At 75.3% G+C, this 17523-nt stretch carries 12 protein-coding genes; 9 read left to right on the top strand and 3 right to left on the bottom strand.

The genetic code is table 11. The annotated features are described in order from the left end of the window. Position 1 precedes the first annotated feature (1 nt). From A6V29_RS16535 to A6V29_RS16545, 3 genes are all read left to right on the top strand, one after another. Positions 2-3196: an ATP-dependent helicase gene (locus tag A6V29_RS16535; protein WP_137161313.1), complete on the top strand. Its 3195-nt coding sequence runs from the start codon at positions 2-4 to the stop codon at positions 3194-3196. Further along, positions 3193-6522, top strand: coding sequence for an ATP-dependent helicase (locus A6V29_RS16540; RefSeq protein WP_137161314.1), 3330 nt, complete (start codon positions 3193-3195; stop codon positions 6520-6522). The genes A6V29_RS16535 and A6V29_RS16540 overlap by 4 nt, the downstream gene beginning before the upstream one ends. A gap of 121 nt (positions 6523-6643) precedes the next feature. Then, complete coding sequence (locus tag A6V29_RS16545) at positions 6644-7036, top strand: VOC family protein (protein WP_137161315.1); 393 nt, start codon at positions 6644-6646, stop codon at positions 7034-7036. 129 nt (positions 7037-7165) lie between these two features. Here A6V29_RS16545 and A6V29_RS16550 read toward each other — a convergent pair whose 3' ends face one another. After that, complete coding sequence (locus tag A6V29_RS16550) at positions 7166-8407, bottom strand: adenylate/guanylate cyclase domain-containing protein (RefSeq protein WP_137161316.1); 1242 nt, start codon at positions 8405-8407, stop codon at positions 7166-7168. A 209-nt stretch (positions 8408-8616) separates the two neighbouring features. Next, complete coding sequence (locus tag A6V29_RS16555; protein WP_137161317.1) at positions 8617-9453, bottom strand: alpha/beta fold hydrolase; 837 nt, start codon at positions 9451-9453, stop codon at positions 8617-8619. 57 nt (positions 9454-9510) lie between these two features. Between A6V29_RS16555 and A6V29_RS16560 the strand changes: the two genes are divergently transcribed. Next, complete coding sequence (locus tag A6V29_RS16560) at positions 9511-10926, top strand: dipeptidase (RefSeq protein ID WP_137161318.1); 1416 nt, start codon at positions 9511-9513, stop codon at positions 10924-10926. On the opposite strand, the gene A6V29_RS16565 is transcribed toward A6V29_RS16560, so the two are convergent. Further along, a complete protein-coding gene (locus A6V29_RS16565) occupies positions 10923-11687 on the bottom strand; it encodes a putative protein N(5)-glutamine methyltransferase (protein ID WP_137161319.1) in 765 nt (254 codons plus the stop codon). The genes A6V29_RS16560 and A6V29_RS16565 overlap by 4 nt on opposite strands. A 33-nt stretch (positions 11688-11720) precedes the next feature. On the opposite strand from A6V29_RS16565, the gene A6V29_RS16570 reads away from it, so the two are divergent. From A6V29_RS16570 to A6V29_RS16590, 5 genes are all read left to right on the top strand, one after another. Further along, positions 11721-12620: a DUF2510 domain-containing protein gene (locus tag A6V29_RS16570; RefSeq protein ID WP_249933297.1), complete on the top strand. Its 900-nt coding sequence runs from the start codon at positions 11721-11723 to the stop codon at positions 12618-12620. A gap of 142 nt (positions 12621-12762) precedes the next feature. Beyond that, positions 12763-14073, top strand: a complete 1311-nt coding sequence (locus A6V29_RS16575; RefSeq protein ID WP_137161320.1) for a M16 family metallopeptidase — start codon at positions 12763-12765, stop codon at positions 14071-14073. Then, the gene (locus A6V29_RS16580) at positions 14070-15431 is read left to right on the top strand and encodes a M16 family metallopeptidase (protein WP_137161321.1); all 1362 of its coding nucleotides are present in this window, start codon (positions 14070-14072) and stop codon (positions 15429-15431) included. The genes A6V29_RS16575 and A6V29_RS16580 overlap by 4 nt, the downstream gene beginning before the upstream one ends. Beyond that, positions 15428-16399, top strand: a complete 972-nt coding sequence (gene nudC / locus A6V29_RS16585) for an NAD(+) diphosphatase (RefSeq protein ID WP_137161322.1) — start codon at positions 15428-15430, stop codon at positions 16397-16399. Before A6V29_RS16580 ends, nudC begins: the two co-directional genes overlap by 4 nt. 131 nt (positions 16400-16530) lie before the next feature. Further along, complete coding sequence (locus tag A6V29_RS16590) at positions 16531-17523, top strand: IS481 family transposase (RefSeq protein ID WP_137161323.1); 993 nt, start codon at positions 16531-16533, stop codon at positions 17521-17523.

Below are 17523 nucleotides of genomic sequence, written 5' to 3' on the forward strand. Positions count from 1 at the left end.
CGTGGCACAGGGGGGAGCGGCACCGGTCTACCGGCTCGTCGCGGCGGAGGCGGCGCACCGCCCCGCAGCTCCTCGCCTCGACCCCACCCAGCAGGCCGTGGTCGACCACCCCGCCGGGCCGCTGCTCGTGCTCGCAGGCCCCGGCACCGGCAAGACGACGACGATCGTCGAGGCCGTCGCCACCCGCATCGAGGCGGGGGTCGATCCGGAGCAGATCCTCGTCCTGACCTTCAGCCGCAAGGCCGCCGCGGAGCTGCGCACGCGCATCACCGGACGGGTGGGCCGGACCATCCGCGAACCGCTGGCCCGCACCTTCCACTCCTATGCCTACGGGGTCCTCCGCCGAGCGGCGCTGCTGCGCGGCGAGGCCCCGCCGCGCCTGCTCACCGCGGCCGAGCAGGACGCGGTCGTCGCCGAGCTGCTCCGCGGTGACGTGGAGGAGGAGGGCGCGGTCCGCTGGCCGGCCGAGCTCGGCCCGGCACTGGGGACGGCGGGCTTCCGCAGGGAACTGCGCGAGCTGCTGCTGCGGGCCACCGAGCGGGGGGTCGACGCGCCCCGGCTGGCGGCCTGGGGACGCGATTCCGGGCGCGAGCACTGGGTGCACGCCGCCGCCTTTCAGGAGCAGTACGAGGCGGTGACCGCCTTCTCGACCCTGGGCCGCGGCGACGCTTCGGGCTACGACCCCGCCGAGCTGGTGCGGCAGGCGATCGCCGAGCTGGACGGGGACGCCGAGCTGCTGCGGCAGGAGCGCGAGCGCGCCCGCTGGCTGTTCGTCGACGAGTACCAGGACACCGACCCGGCCCAGGTGGAGCTGCTGACCCTGCTCGCCGGCCGGGGCGGCAACCTGGTCGCGGTCGGTGACCCCGACCAGTCGATCTACGCCTTCCGCGGCGCCGAGCCGCGCGGCATCACCGAGTTCCCCGACCGCTTCCGGCACACCGACGGCCGGCCGGCCGGCCGGGTGTCGCTGGGCGTCTCCCGCCGGTCGGGAGCGGAGCTCCTGCGGATCAGCCGGGTCGTCGCCGACGGGTTGCCCGGGCCGTGGGAGCACCGCCGGCTCGTCGCGGGCGAGGCGGACGACCCCGGCAGCGCCGAGGTGCACGTCTTCGGCTCCACCGCCCTGGAGGCGGCCTACCTGGCCGACGTCCTCCGGCGGGCGCACCTGCTCGACGGTCTGCCCTGGTCGCAGATGGCCGTCGTCGTCCGCGCGGCCGGCGCGCTCGGGCCGCTGCGCCGGGCGCTGGCCTCGGCCGGCGTGCCGGTCGCGGTCTCGTCGGAGGATCTCCCGCTGGCGGCGCAGCCCGCGGTCGCGCCGTTCCTCAGCGCGCTGACCGCGCTGCTGCCCCGGCCGGGCACCGATCCCGACGAGGGCCTGACCACCGGGCTGGACGAGCCGGCCGCGGAGGCGTTGCTGGCCTCGCCGCTCGGCGGCGCCACCGTGCTCGACCTGCGCAGGCTCCGCCGCGCGGTCCGGCTGGCGCTCGTCGCGAAGGGCGTGGACCCGGCCGAGCGGGGCGAGCCGCTGGCCATGGCCCTGGCCGACGACGGGCTGCTGGAGGCGCTGCCGCCGCACGTCGCCGGGCCGGCCCAGCGCGTGGCCGACGTCCTGGCGGCGGGTCGGATGGCGCTCGCGCAGGACGGCACGGCCGAGGACGTGCTGTGGGCCATGTGGCAGCGCAGTGGCCTGGCCGGGCGGTGGGCCCGCGCGAGCGCGGCCGGTGGGCCGTCCGGGGCGGTCGCCGACCGGGACCTCGACGCGGTCGTTGCGCTGTTCGACGCAGCCGCGGGCTTCGTCGACAGGCTGCCCTCGGCGGACGTCCGCGCCTTCGTCGCGCACCTCTCCGCGCAGGAGCTGCCGAGCGAGGGCGGTGCGGCGCGGGCGGCGGCGGGGGAGACCGTCCGGCTGCTCACCGCGCACGCCGCCAAGGGCCTGGAGTGGGACCTGGTGTGCGTGGCCGGTGTCCAGGAGGGCGTGTGGCCGGACCTGCGCGAGCGGTCGTCGCTGCTGGGGGCCGAGGAGCTGGTCGAGCGGGCCGCCGGCATCGACGGCGCGGCGGTGGACCGCCGGACGCTGGCGCTCGCGGAGGAACGCCGGCTGTTCTACGTCGCCGTCACCCGGGCCCGGCGCCGGCTGGTCGTGACGGCGGTGCAGGGTGCGCTCGACGGGCCCGACGCCGGCGCGACGCCCTCCCGCTTCCTCGACCTGGTCCAGCCGCCGCCCGAGGAGGGGCGGTCGCTCACCGAGCTGCCGCGGTCGCTCACCCTGCCGGCGCTCGTGGCCGAGCTGCGCCGCGCGGTCAGCGACCCGGCGACGCCCTCGGCCCGCAGGTCGGCCGCCGCTTCCGTGCTGCGCCGGCTGGCCGACGAGCGGGTGCCCGGTGCCGCTCCCGGTGACTGGTGGGGGCTCGCCCCGCTGTCCGACGACGCCCCGCTGGTGCCCGACGACGGCGAGGTCCGTGTCCGCCCCTCGCACATCGAGACCTTCCAGCGCTGCCCGCTGCGCTGGGTGCTCGGCGCCGTCGGTGCGGAGGCGTCGCCCGACGCCACCCGGACCGTCGGCACGGCGGTGCACGCCGTCGCCCAGCAGGTCGCCGAGGGGCTGCCGCCGGCGGAGGCGCCGGCCGCCCTGGACCGCGAGCTGGACCAGCTCGACCTCGGGCCGGGATGGGCCGATCAGCGGCAGCGCCACAGCGCCCAGGACATGCTGGGCAGGTTCCTCCGCTGGCACGCCGCGCACGACCGCGAGCTCGTCGGCGTCGAGGAGAACTTCGACGTGGTCGTCGGGCGGGCGCGGCTGCGCGGGCAGGTCGACCGGCTCGAGCGCGACGCCGAGGGCCGGCTGGTGGTGGTCGACCTCAAGACGGGGAAGACGGCCGCGAAGAACATCGAGGAGCACGGGCAGCTCGCCGCCTACCAGGTCGCCGTTGCAGCGGGCGGCTTCGGGGAGCACGGCGACGTGCCCGGTGGGGCTGCGCTGCTGCAGGTCGGTACCGGCAGCAAGGCCAAGGAGCAGCACCAGGAGCCGCTGCCGGTGGACCTGCCGCTGCCCCGCACGTGGGCCGGCGAGCTGATCGCCGAGGTGGGTGAGGGCATGGGGGCGGCCACCTTCGAGGTGCGCACCGGTAGTCACTGCGCCCGCTGCCCGGCGCGGCGCACCTGCCCGATGCACGAGCGCGGCCGGCAGGTGACCGGATGACCCCCACGTCCCGGGCCGGGGCCGCAGCACAGCTGTCCTTCGACGAGCTCTTCGCCGACGCCGCGGCCGAGCCCGCCGCGCCGCGCCGGCTGCTCACGCCCGCCGAGGTGGCGGCCCGGTGCGGCCTGTCCTACGCGCCGTCGCCCGAGCAGGCCCGCGTCGTGGAGGCTCCCGCCGATCGGCCGCTCGTCGTCGTCGCCGGTGCGGGGTCGGGGAAGACCGAGACGATGGCGGCGCGGGTCTCCTGGCTGGTCGCCAACCGGATCGTCGCGCCCGAGGAGATCCTCGGCCTCACCTTCACCCGCAAGGCGGCCAGCGAGCTCAACGAGCGCGTCCACCTGCGGCTCGGAGCGCTCGCGGCGCATCCCGACACCGAGCCGGAGCTCCGGGAGCGGCTGGCCGTGGCCCAGCCGACGGTGTCGACCTACCACGGCTACGCCGCCGCACTGGTCGCCGAGCACGGGCTGCGCATCGGCGTCGAGCCGGGCGCCGGGGTGCTCGGCCCGGCGATGTGCTGGGGGCAGGCGGCCACCGTGGTGTCCGCCTGGACCGGCGACATGAGCGACGTCCCCCTCACCCCGCTCACCACCGTCGAGGACGTGCTCGCGCTCGCCTCCGAGATGGGCGAGCACGACGTGAGCCCGGCGGCGCTCCGCAACTGGACGGCGAAGCTGGAGGCCCGGATCGCCGGCTACGCCGACGCGCCCAAGAAGCGCGGCCCGTACGCGGCGGTCACCGAGATGCTCGCCCGCCAGCGGGCGCGGGTGGCGCTGCTCCCGCTGGTCGAGGCGTTCGAGGCGCGCAAGCGGGCCATGGGGTCGATCGACTACGCCGACCAGGTCGCCCATGCCGCGCGGGTCGCCGTCGCCTCGCCGGAGGTCGGCCGGCGCGAGCGCGCCCGCTGGAAGGTCGTGCTGCTCGACGAGTACCAGGACACCAGCGTCGGCCAGCTGCGCATGCTCGAGGCGCTGTTCGGCGGGGACACCGGGCACGGGGTGCTCGCTGTCGGCGATCCGCGGCAGTCGATCTACGGCTGGCGGGGGGCGTCGGCCGGCACGATCGAGCGGTTCGACCGCACCTTCCCCGGCCGCGGCGCCAAGCGGGCGCAGCGGCTGACACTGGCCACCAGCTGGCGCAACGACGAGACGGTGCTCGCCGTCGCCAACGCCGTCTCGGCGATGCTGCCGCCGCCGGAGCACCCGCTGCCCGACCTCGCGCCCGCCCCGACCGCCGGGCGGGGCGCGGTCACGGTCGGGCTCTACGAGACCGTCGCCGAGGAGACCGCCGCGCTGGCCGACCGGCTGACCGCGTGCTGGCGGAACGAGGACCCGCTCGTCGCGCGCCCCGACGGCCGGCACCCGACCGTCGCGGTCCTGGCCCGCACCCGCAAGCAGCTGCCCGGGATCGCCGCTGCGCTGCGCGAACGCGACGTGCCCGTCGAGGTCGTGGGCCTGGGCGGGCTGCTCGAGGTGCCCGAGGTCTCCGACGTCGTCGCGACGCTCACCGTGCTGGTCGACCCGACCGCCGGTGACGCGCTCGGTCGGCTGCTCACCGGCGCCCGCTGGCGGATCGGGCCGCGCGACCTCGCCGCGCTGGAGGCGCGGGCCCGCGCCCTGGTGCACGCCCGCCGTCCGGCTGGGCCGGCCGAGGAGGGGCAGGTCGACGCACCCGTCGAGCGCGGCAGCATCGTCGAGGCGCTCGACGACCTCGGCGACGCCGCCGCCTACTCGCCCGCCGGGTACCGCAGGCTGCGCCGGCTCGGCGCCGAGTTGGGGCACCTGCGCGGCGGGCTGGGGGAGTCCCTGCCGGACCTCGTCGACGAGGTCGGCCGGACCCTGGGCCTGGAGACCGAACTGGCCAGCGCGCCGGAGGTCAGCCCGGCCGGGGCCCGTGCGCACCTCGACGCGCTGCACCGCGTCGCCGCCGAGTTCACCGAGCTGGCCGAGCTGCCGTCCCTGCCGGCGTTCCTCGGGTACCTCCGTGACGCCGACGAGCGCGAGCGTGGGTTGGAACCCGGCGAGGTGGCGGTGAACCCCGAGGCGGTGCAGCTGCTCACCGGGCACTCGGCGAAGGGCCTGGAGTGGGACGTCGTCGCCGTCCCGGGCATGACCGTCGACCAGTTCCCGGCCCGCAGCAACGCCAGCGACTCGTGGATCAAGGACCCCGGTGCCGTGCCGGTCGACCTGCGGGTCACCGACCGCGCCGAGCTCCCGCGGCTGACGCTGCCGGTGCCCGGGTCCGGTGACCAGGCGGCGGTTCGCGACGCGCTCGAGCGATACGTGCAGGACTGGAAGGACTTCGGCCGCGACGAGGAGATCCGGCTCGGCTACGTGGCGGTCACCCGCGCCCGGCACCTGCTGCTGTGCTCGGGCAGCTGGTGGCGGGACGGGGTCAACGCGTGCGGTCCGTCGGTGCTGCTGCACACGGTGAAGGAGGCCTGCGAGGCCGGCGCGGGCGAGGTCGTGCACTGGGCGCCGGCACCCGAGGAGGGCGCGACCAACCCGGCGCTGGAGGAGTGGCCGGTCGGGATCTGGCCGACCGACCCGCTGTCGGCCCGCCGCCGGCGGGCGCTCACCGCGGCCGCCGAGCTGGTGGAGTCCGCCGCCGCGCACCCCCTGGACCCGGAGCTGTCGCTCGGCGACGACGACCCGCTGGTCGCTTCCTGGATCCGGGACGCCGACCTGCTGCTGCGCGAGCGGGAGCGGCACTCCGCGCCGACCGTCGACGTGCCGCTGCCCTCGCACCTGTCGGTGTCCGCGCTGGTCACCCTGCGGCGCGACCCGGCCGAACTCGCGCGCCGGCTCCGCCGGCCGATGCCTGCGGCACCGGCGCCGCAGGCCCGCCGCGGCACCGCGTTCCACACCTGGCTCGAGGAGCGGTTCGGGGCGGCCCGCCTGGTCGACCTCGACGAGCTGCCCGGCTCCGGCGACGAGTTCGCCGCCCCCGACGGCGCGCTGGCCGAGCTGCAGGAGGCCTTCCTGGCCAGCGAGTGGGCCGACCGCCAGCCGGTCGAGGTGGAGGTGCCGTTCGAGACCCCGCTCGGACCGCTCATCCTGCGCGGCCGCATCGACGCGGTCTTCGCCGACGCCGACGGCCGCTTCGAGGTGATCGACTGGAAGACCGGCCCGCCGCCCACCGGCGCGGAGCTCTCCGCCGCCGGGGTCCAGCTGGCCGCCTACCGGCTGGGCTGGTCGCGGCTGGCCGGCGTCCCGGTCGAGCAGGTCAGCGCCGGCTTCCACCACGTCGCGGCCAAGGAGACGGTCCGCCCCGTCGACCTGCTCGACGAGGCGGGCCTGCTCGCCCTGGTCACCGGAACGCCCGACTGACACCCGCGGACGACGGAATCCCCGGTGCGAGACGCCTCGTTCGACGTTCCCTCCGCGCAGGGTCGAGGACTAGCCTTTCGGCGTCATCGCGGGGGACCGGGAGCGACCGACTGGACCCATCATGCTGAACGACAGCACCGTCGAGGCCAACATCCCGGCGAGCGATCTGGACCGGGCCAGGGCCTTCTACGCCGACAAGCTCGGGCTGACGCCGCGACAGGAGTTCGACGTCGAGGCGCTCGGCTACGAGACGAGCGGCGGGACCAGGTTCAACATCTACCGGACCGAGTTCGCCGGCCAGGCTGGCCACACGATCGCCCAGTGGCACGTCGCCGACATCGAGTCCGAGGTCCGCGACCTCAAGGCAAAGGGCGTCGTCTTCGAGGTCTACGACCTGCCGGGCGTCGAGTGGGACGACGAGATCGCCACCCTGCCGGGCATGGGCAGGGCGGCCTGGTTCAAGGACAGCGAGGGCAACGTCATGTGCGTGGACCAGGAGCTCCCCAGGTCCTGACCGGGGTGACCTCCACCGAGCGGGACTCGTCGGCCGGACCCGGCTCGTCGGCACCGCAGGCCGGGAGGGTCAGGACGCCGAGGAGAAGCAGAGCCACCCGGTACGGCGTCGGCGCCGGAGGTCGCGCCGTCACGATGTGGTCAGCTCCACGGCGTAGAGCGGCCACTCGTCCGGCACGCCCTTGAGCCGGTGCGTGCCGCGGTCGGCGAAGCGGAACCCGGCGCCGGCGACGAGGTCCTTCACTGTGCGCGAGCACAGGACCTCGTCCGGTCCGGTCAGCGCCATCACGCGGGCGGCGATGTGCACCGCGATGCCCCGCACGTGGCCGTCGACGATCTCGCACTCCCCGGTGTGCAGCCCCGCGCGGACGCGCAACCCCAGCTCCGCCAGGTCGGCACGCATCGCGGCGGCGGCGCGGATGGCGCGGGCGGGCCCCTCGAACGTCGCGAGGAACCCGTCCCCCGTCGTCTCCACCTCGTGGCCGCGGAACCGGGCGAGGTTCGCTCGCACCAGGTCGTCGTGCTCCTCCCTCACCCGCCGCCACCGCCGGTCACCGAGCTCGGCCGCGCGGGCGGTGGAGTCGACGAGGTCGGTGAACAGGACCGTGACGACGACCCGGTCCGGCTCGACCGCCGGGGCGCGACTGGTGAGGAACTCCTGGGTGAGTGCCAGGACGGCGTCCTGGTCGCCGAAGAACGGGAAGTGGTCGGCGCCCGGCAGCTCGTGGAACGTCGCCTGGGGTAGCCGCGCAGCCATGTACCGCCCGGCCTCCACGGAGGCCATCAGGTCGCCGGTCCGGTGGAGCACGAGCGTGGGCACGTGCACCGAACCGAGCAGACCCCGCAGGTCCACCGGTCCCATGGCCTCGATCTCGTCGATGCTCTCCGCCGGGCTGCCCGCCGAGAAGAAGAACGTCGAGAACCACCGGCGAGTGGAGGGATCGGCGGCCTCGGTGGGAGTCAGTTCCTGGAACACCGCGTCGACGTCGAACGACATCGTGCGCAAGCTGTCCACCAGCCACTCGCGCTGCTCCGGGCTGCTGCCCCAGGGGTACTCGTCGTCGCGGAGGGTCGCCGGGTGGGAGGCGAAGGTGACCACCGCGGCCGTCCGCTCCGGATGGGCTGCCGCGTACAGCAGCGCCAGCCGGCCGCCCAGGTGGCAGCCGAAGAAGGCCACCCGCTCCGAGCCGACGGGCCGAGGACCGCGGAGACGTCGTCCATCGTGTCCTCGAACGCGTGTCCCGTCGGACCCCGGTCGGACATCCCGTTGCCGACGCGGTCGAACAGGATCAGCCGGGAGAACGACGCGAGCCGGGACAGGAACTCCGCGAACGCCGGGTTCTCCCACATCAGGGCCAGGTGCGTCGGCCACCCCAGGAGGAAGACCAGGTCCAGGTCGCCGTCCCCCACGACCTGGTAGGCCAGCGCCGCCCCCGCAGGGGTGTGCGTGTACGAGACCGGCGGGCCGAACCGCATGGCAGGGGTGACCGGGCCGGTCAGCCGGACGACGGGCCGGCGACGTCGACGGCGGCGGTCACGGTGCCCGCCGTCCGGCCGGGCAGGGTCGTCATCGCAGACTCCTCAGCTGGACGCGATCCTGTCCAGGATCGCTCGCGTCAGCTTCTCCGGTGCCTGCTCCGGAATCCAGTGGCTGACGCCTGCCAGCTCGACGAACCGGTAGTCGCCGGTCACGAACGGCTGGCACGCCTCCGCCGCGGTCCGGCCCACCGCCACGTCCTCGTCGCTCCATACGTACGTCGTCGGCACCGTCACCGGGTCGACCCGGGTGCTCGAGCTCATCGCCCGGTACCAGTTCAGCGCCGCGGTGAGCGCCCCCGGCGCCGACAGCACCGCCACGTACTCGTCCACCGCCTCTGCCGGCACCGCGTCGCCGAACATCCGGCGGAGCCGACGCGCGTCGTCGGCCAGCAGGACCTCCTCGGCCTTGCCCTCCTGCCAGAACAGCCGGATGTAGGCCGAGCGCTCCTTCTGCTCGGGATCGGTCCGGAACGCCGCGGTGTAGGCGGCCGGGTGCGGCACCGACACCGCCGTCAGCGACCGCACGCGGTCGGCGTGCCAGCCGGCCAGCGCCCACGCGACGTTCGCGCCCCAGTCGTGGCCGACGACGTCGGCGACTGGGATCTCCAGCGCCGTCATGAGGTCGGCGGTCACCTGGGCGAGGTTCTGCAGGGCGTAGGAGTCGACGTCGGCCGGGCGGGCGCCGGGGGAGTAGCCCAGCTGGTCGGGGGCGTAGGTCCGCAGCCCCGCCTCGGCGAGTAACGGCGTCACGGCGGCCCACGACGCCGACGTCTCCGGGAAGCCGTGCAGGAGCAGCACCGGCCGCCCGTCCTCGGGGCCGTCGACGCGCACGTCGAAGGTCAGGTCGCCGACATCGGTGCGCAGCAGCTCTCCGGGCATGCACCGGACGCTAGCCGGGACCGGGCACCACCGTCGGGAGCACTACCGTCGGGAGCCGTGACCAGCAGTCCTGAGCGCGAGTTCGTAGCCGCCCACCTCGACGACCTGTACGCCGACCTCGACGCGTGGGTGCGCATCCCCTCGATCTCCGCGGACCCGGCGCACGCCGGTGACGTCGCCGCCAGCGCCGAGTGGCTCGCCGAGGCGCTGCGCCGCACCGGCTTCCCGACCGTCGAGATCTGGCCGACCCCGGGCGCGCCCGCCGTCTACGCCGAGTGGCGCAGCGCCGACCCCGATGCGCCGGTCGCCCTGATCTACGGCCACCACGACGTGCAGCCGGTGGATCCGCCGGAGCTCTGGGTCCACCCGCCGTTCGAGCCGACCCGCGTCGAGGGCCCGGACGGCCCCGAACTGCACGGCCGCGGAGCCAGCGACGACAAGGGCGTGCTGATCGTCCACCTGCTCGGCCTGCGCGCCCACCTCGCGGCGACCGGTCGGGACACTCCCGCCGTCACCGTCAAGCTCCTGGTCGAGGGCGAGGAGGAGTCGGGGTCGCCGCACTTCGCCGCCCTTCTGCGCGAGCGCCGCGACCGGCTCGACTGCGACGTCGTCGTCGTCAGCGACACCGGCATGGCCGGACCCGACACCCCCAGCGCGGTGACCGCGATGCGGGGGCTGGCCGACGCCGAGATCACCCTGCGCGGCCCGAAGGTCGACCTGCACTCCGGCTCGTTCGGCGGGGCCGTGCCCAACCCGCTGCACGCGATGGCCCGGCTGCTCGCGAGCCTCCACGACGACCAGGGCCGGGTGACCCTGCCCGGGTTCTACGACCGGGTCCGGGAGCTCTCCGACCGCGAGCGCGACCTGATGAGCCGGGTGCCGTTCGACGAGCAGGCCTGGCTGGCCGGGCCGGCTGCGTCGCGCACCACCTACGGCGAGGCGGGCTTCAGCACGCTGGAGCGCACCGGCGCGCGGCCCACCGCCGAGGTCAACGGCATGTGGGGCGGGTACACCGGCCCCGGGCACAAGACGATCATCCCGGCCGAGGCGCACGCCAAGATCACCTTCCGGCTGGTCTCCGACCAGCGTCCTGAGGAGATCGGCGCCATGGTGCGGGCGTGGGTGGAGGCCCACCTGCCCGAGGGCATCGAGGCCGAGGTGCACACCCCGCCCGGCGGCGTCGCCCCCTGCGCGAGCGACCTGGACTCCCCAGCGATGGACGCGCTGCTGCGCGCCATCGGGCAGGCGTTCGACACCGCGCCGGAGGACGTGCTGCTCACCCGCGAGGGCGGCAGTGGTCCCGAGGCCGACCTCGTCACGGAGCTCGGCGCGCCGCTGGTGTTCCTCGGCGTCGGGCTGCCCACCGACCGCATCCACTCGCCGAACGAGCGGGTGCTGCTGCGCATGCTCGAGCGCGGTGCGGAGGCGGCCGCGCACCTGTGGCGCGAGCTCGCGGCGCTGCCGCGGGGTTAGCGGGACCCGCTGACGACGGTGGCGCCGCGCTCGTCGTCAGCGGCCACCGCCGGCGTCATCCCGGCCTCCGCCACCGCCGCCACCGCGGCGGCGACCTGGCCCTGGCTCACCTCGAACAGCACGGTGCCCCCAGTGGTCAGCCAGCCGACCGCGCCGGCGAGCACGCGCCGCGCCACGGCCAGCCCGTCGTCCCCGCCGTCGAGCGCGGTCCGCGGCTCGTGGTCCCGGGCCTCCGGGGGCAGCTCGCGGAGCGCGGGCGTCGGCACGTAGGGCACGTTCGCGACCAGGACGGCGATCCGGCCGCGCAGCTCCACGGGCAGCGCGTCGAACAGGTCGCCCTCGTGCACCGGGACGCCGGGGAGGTTGCGCCGGGCGCAGCGCACGGCCGCCGGGTCGACGTCGGCGGCGTGCAGCACGGCGTCCGGGTGCCGGGCGAGCAGGGCGGCGCCGACGGCTCCGGAGCCGCAGCACAGGTCGACGACGACGTCGCCGGTTCGGACGAGCGCGGCCGCCTCGGCCACGAGCAGTTCGGTGCGCCGGCGCGGCACGAAGACGGCGGGCGCCACCGCGAGGCGCAGGCCGTCGAACTCCGCCCAGCCGAGCACGTGCTCCAGCGGCTCGCCCGCGACGCGGCGCCGCAGCAGCTCATCCAGCCGGGCCGGCGCGCCCGCCTCGGCGAGCAGCAGCGCGGCCTCCTCCTCGGCGAAGACGCAGCCGGCGGCGCGCAGCCGTTCGACGACGGCTGTCTCCTCGGAAGGCACTCCGGCACGCTACGCGCGGCCTAGGGTTGGGCCGTGACGTCGCCTGCGCAGCCCGCTCCGCCGCCGGGCTGGTACGCCGACCCGGACGGCACCCCGGGCATGGTCCGGTGGTGGAGCGGATCGGCGTGGTCCGACGTCGCGACGCCGGCCGGTCCCGGGGTCGCCGTCCAGTCCTCGCCGGTGCTGACGCCGCAGCGGCCGGCCGACCCGGCGCCCGCGCCGTGGGGGAGCGCCCCGGATCCCGCGCCGGCGCGGTCGAGCCGCCGCACCTGGCTCGTCGTCGCCGGGGTGCTGGCGACGATCGTCGCCGTCGCGCTGGCCTTCGTGATCGGTGGCGGGGGGAGCGACGTCGTCGCGGAGCGGGACCGCCCCCCTGCGGGTTCGGGCCAGCTGCCCTCCGGGCCGACGTTCCCGCCGGGCACCGTCCGGATCGTCGACGAGGCGTCGGGCATCGCGTACCCCTACCTCGGCGCCGGCTGGTCGGAGTTCGACATGGCGCTGATGTACGAGACGATCACCGTCGCGGGCCAGTACTTCACGACCCAGGAGGTCACCCCGGCCGGCGACAGGTTCATCGCCCAGGTGACCTCCGGCCCGGTGGCCGACGGCTACGGCTGGTCGGGGCCGGGGAGCCTGGGAACCACGGTGGCGTCCCTGGCGGACAGCGTGCGCGGCAACTACTACCCGGGACCCAACGAGCGGCGGATCCTCCGCGACGAGGCGCGCACGGTCGACGGCCACGCCGCGCACCTGATCGAGTTCCAGCTCTCCTGGGACGTCGAGGGCTACGACGCGTCGGGGGAGCGGGCGGCGCTGCTGCTCGTCGACGTCGGCCGCTCCCGGCCGGCGCTGCTCTACATCTCCATCCCGAACACGCACGCCGAGCTGTACGGCGTGATCGACCGACTCCTCGAGGCCGTCGACGTCCTGTGAGGGCGGCGATGATCAGCTCTCCTGATCGTGCGGCGTCCTCCCTCGTGGTCCACGGCGAGGGAGGGCGCCGCACCGTGAGGGAGGACGGCGGAGCAGCCTCCTGCGGGGCGCCGTGTCCCCGCCCGCGGCTAGGGTCGGACCCGTGACGGCAGCCGGAACCGACCTCACCCTGCGGCACCCCGTCGAACGGTTCACGCTCGACAACGGCCTGCGCGTCGTCCTCGCCCCGGACCGCAGCGTGCCCGTGGTGGCGGTGAGCGTCTTCTACGACGTCGGGATGCGCAACGAGCCCGAGGGCCGCACCGGCTTCGCGCACCTCTTCGAGCACCTCATGTTCCAGGGCTCGGCGCACGTGCCGAAGATGGAGCACGCCCGCCTGGTCCAGGCCGCCGGCGGCACGTTCAACGGCTCCACCCACCAGGACTACACGAACTACTTCGAGGCCCTGCCCGCCGAGGCCCTGGAGCGCGCGCTGTTCCTCGAGGCCGACCGGATGGCCGCGCCGGCGATCACCGAGGAGAACCTCCGCAACCAGATCGACGTGGTGAAGGAGGAGATCCGGGTCAACGTGCTCAACCGGCCCTACGGCGCCTTTCCCTGGCTGCAGCTGCCGCAGGTCGCGTTCGACAGCTTCGCCAACACCCACGACGGCTACGGCTCGTTCGTCGACCTGGAGTCCTCCACCGTCGACGACGCCACCGACTTCTTCCACAAGTACTACGCCCCGGGCAACGCCGTGCTCTGCCTGGGCGGCGACCTCGACGTCGCGGAGACCGAGAAGCTGGTCCGCCGCTGGTTCGGCCCCGTCCCCGCCCGCGAGGTGCCCCCGACCGCGCAGACCGGCGAGCCGTGGCCGACGTCGGTGCGCTCGGCGGTGGTCGAGGACCGGCAGGCGCCGGCTCCGGCCGTGGCACTGGGCTGGCGGGTGCCCGACCCCGTCGCGGACTTCGACGCCTACCTCGGCAGCGTGCTGCTCGCCGAGCTGCTCAGCGAGGGCGATGCCTCGCGGCTGGAGCGCCGGCTGATCCACGACGACCGCATCGCGATCGCGCAGAGCAGCTACGTGGGCCTGTTCGGCGACCCCTTCGACGTCCGCGACGCGACGCTGCTGACCACCCAGGTGCACCATCCGGCCGCCGTGCCGGTCGAGCGCGTCACCGCCGCGGTGCACGAGGAGATCGCCCGCGTCGCGACCGACGGCGTCGACGCCGACGAGCTGCGCCGCGTGCAGGCGCGCACCGAGGCGCAGCTGCTGCGCCAGGCCGACTCCGTGCTCGGCCGCACGCTCGCCTTCGCCGCCGCGGAGCTGATCCACGGCCGGGCGGAGCTGGCCGGGGAGCTCGCCGCCCGGCTGGCCGCGGTCACCCCGGACCAGGTGCGGACGGCGGCCCGCGGGCTGGATCCGGGCACCGTCGCGATGCTGGAGCTGCGTCCGGCGGGAGGCTCCCGGTGAGCGCGCCCCTCGACTTCTCGCTGATCCCGCCGCTGGGCGAGCCCCGTCCCCACCCCGTACCGCCGGCCACCGAGACGACGCTGGCCGGCGGCCTGCGGGTGGTGGTCGTGCCGCGGCCGGGTGTGCCGCTGGTCGAGCTGCGGCTGCGCGTCCCGTTCGCTGCGCCCGACACGGGCTCGGCCGGGGTGCACGCTGCCCGGTCCGGCGTCCTCGCCGGTGCGGTGCTGCTCGGCACCGCGTCGCACGACCAGACCGGCCTCGCGCAGCTGCTGCAGAGCCACGGCGCCGAGATGGCGGTCTCCGCCGACAGCGACCGCTTGCTGCTGAGCACCACGCTGCTGCCCGGCGGGTTGCGCCCGGTGCTGGACGTCCTCGCGGAGCTGCTCACCTCCGCCACGTATCCCACCGACGGCGTGGAGGGCGAGCGGGGCCGGCTCGCCGAGCGGATCACCATCGCCCGCTCGCAGCCGGGAGTCATCGCGCGGGCGGCGCTCAGCGAGCGCCGCTACGCAGGCCACCCCTACGCGATCTCGCTGCCCGAACCCGAGGACGTCGCCGCCGTCGACGCCGACGCCCTGCGCGCGCTGCACCGCGAGCGGGTGCTGCCCGCGGGCAGCTCGCTGGTGCTCGTCGGCGACCTCGACCCGGCCGCAGCCACGGACGCCGTCGCCGCGGCGCTGGCGACCTGGGCCGGTGCCGGCGCGGCCGTCGAGTCCTCGCCGGCACCCGCGCAGCACTCGCCGGTCCTCGCCCTGGTCGATCGGCCGGGCGCCGTGCAGTCCAACATCCGCCTCGGCGGCCCGGCGCCCGCCCGCACCGACCCCGACCTGCCGGCGGTGCGGCTGGCCGCGATGGTCTTCGGCGGCTACTTCTCCTCCCGCCTGGTGGAGAACATCCGCGAGCGGCGGGGCTACAGCTACAGCCCGCGCAGCGCGGTCGAGCACCTGGCCGGGGCGTCGTCCTTCCTCGTCGAGGCCGACGTCGCCACCGAGGTCACCGGCCCGGCGCTCCTGGAGACGCTCTACGAGCTCGGCCGCATGGCGCTGACCCCGGTCACCGAGGCGGAGCTCGATGCCGCCCGCCGGTACGTCCTGGGCAGCATGGCGCTGTCGACGGCGACCCACGCGGGGCTGGCCAGCACGCTCTCCGCGCTCGTGGGTGCCGGACTGCCCGCCGGCTGGCTGGCCGATCACCAGCGGGCGCTCGAGGCGGTCACCGTGGAGCAGGTGCAGGAGGTGTCCCGCCGCTACCTCGCGCCGTCCGCGCTCACCGCGGTGGTGGTGGGCGACGCCGAGCAGGTCGCGGCGTCCCTCGGCGCGCTCGGCGACCTGACGGTGCATCGGGACGGCGGCGCATGACCGTCCCGCCCGGCGGCAGCAGCCCGGCCGACAACCCGCCGCCTCCGGGTACCGCCGAAGGCTGGCCGTCGGGCCTGCTCCCGTCGAGCGGCACGGTGCCGGTCCTCTCCCGCGTGGCCCACGACAGGGCGCACCTCGCCCGGACGCGGCCGGATCCCACCGGTGGGCGGCCCGTGCGGGTGCTCACCGTCGACCAGCACCGCGCCGTCCCCGTGGAGCAGACGCCCGACGGGACGGCGCTGATGTGGGACGAGCGGCCGGAGCTCCCGGTCGGCGCGGTCTTCCTCGGCGAGGCCGACGACGTGCCGTACGCCGCCGTCCGTGGCGAGCGGGCGCTGACGGTCAGCGGCCGCCCCGTCGACCGCTGGTCCGGCCTGCGCGAGCTCGCCACCGAGCTGGGCGACCTCGACGCCGGCCTGCTGGTCGAGGCGATCGGCATCCTGGAGTGGCACGAGCGGAACAGGTTCAGCCCGCTCACCGGGGCGCCCACGGTCATCGAACGGGCCGGCTGGGTGCAGCGCGACCCGACCACCGGGGCCGAGATCTTCCCGCGCACCGACCCCGCCGTGATCATGCTCGTGCACGACGGCGCCGGCCGCGTCGTCCTGGGGCGGCAGGCGATCTGGCCGCCCGGCAGGTTCTCGATCCTCGCCGGCTTCGTCGAGCCCGGGGAGTCGGCGGAGGCCGCCGTCGCCCGCGAGGTCGCCGAGGAGGTGGGGCTGCGGGTCACCGACGTGCAGTACGCGGGCAGCCAGCCCTGGCCGTTCCCGCAGTCGCTCATGCTCGGCTTCGTCGCGCGTGCGGACGCCGCCGGTGAGCTGGTCCTCGATCCGCACGAGATCGAGGAGGCCCGTTGGTTCTCCCGGGAGCAACTGCTGGCCGGGGAGGGGCTGGCCGCGCTGCCACCGGCGGTCTCGATCGCCCGCAACCTCATCGACCGCTGGCTCGCGGGCGAGTTCGACGCCTAGCTGTACCGACCAGAGACGTTGGTCGAGGACGTGTGATCACGAGATCTGACTGAAGATCTTGTGCGAGGAGGACCTCCGGACGTGGAGTGGAGCTGCTGAAGGCACCCGCTCACACGAACCCGGAGGTCCTCGTGGCCCACGCTAACGCTGCCCTGACTCCCCGCCACCGTCTCAAGCTCGCCCGCGCCGTGGTCGAGGACGGCTGGTCGATCGGCTATGCCGCGGCGGTGTTCAACGTCGCCTGGCCGACGGCGAAGAAGTGGGCTGACCGCTATCGGACCGGTGGGCCGGCGGCGATGGAGGACCGCAGCTCACGCCCGCACTCCTGCCCGCGTCGCACGCCGCGGCCGGTGGTGCGCAAAATCGTGCACCTGCGCTGGAAGAAGCGACTGGGCCCGGTCCAGATCGCCGACCGGCTCGGGCTGGCCGCCTCCACGGTGCACGCGGTACTGGTCCGCTGCCGGATCAACCGGCTGTCTCACGTCGACCGGGCCACCGGGGAGCCGATCCGCCGCTACGAACACGACCACCCCGGCGACTTGCTGCACGTAGACGTGAAGAAGCTGGGCAACATCCCCGACGGCGGCGGGCACCGCTATGTCGGCCGCGCCCAGGGTGACAAGAACCGGGCGGCCACCGCCGGCAAGCCGCGCAGCAAGCACCACGGCCCGCTGCTGGGCACCGCGTTCGTGCACACGGTGATCGACGACCACAGCCGGGTTGCCTACGCCGAAATCCACGACGACGAGACCGCTGCCACCGCAATCGGCGTGCTCCGTCGGGCGGTGGCCTGGTTCGCCGCCCGCGGCGTGACCACCCGGCGGGTCCTCTCCGACAACGGCTCGGCCTACCGCTCCCACGCCTGGCGCGATGCCTGTCTCGAGCTGGGCATCAAGCCCAAGCGCACCCGGCCCTACCGGCCACAGACCAACGGCAAGATCGAACGGTTCCACCGCACCATGGCCGACGGCTGGGCGTTCCGAAGGATGTTCCTCAGCGAGCACGCACGCCGCCAGGCCCTGCCTAGCTGGCTACACGAGTACAACCATCACCGGCCCCACACCGCCATCGGCAAGCACTCCCCGATCACCCGCTTGAACAACCTCGCTGGGCAGTACACCTAG

This window comes from Blastococcus sp. CCUG 61487, from assembly GCF_005222955.1.
Lineage (GTDB): Bacteria > Actinomycetota > Actinomycetes > Mycobacteriales > Geodermatophilaceae > Blastococcus.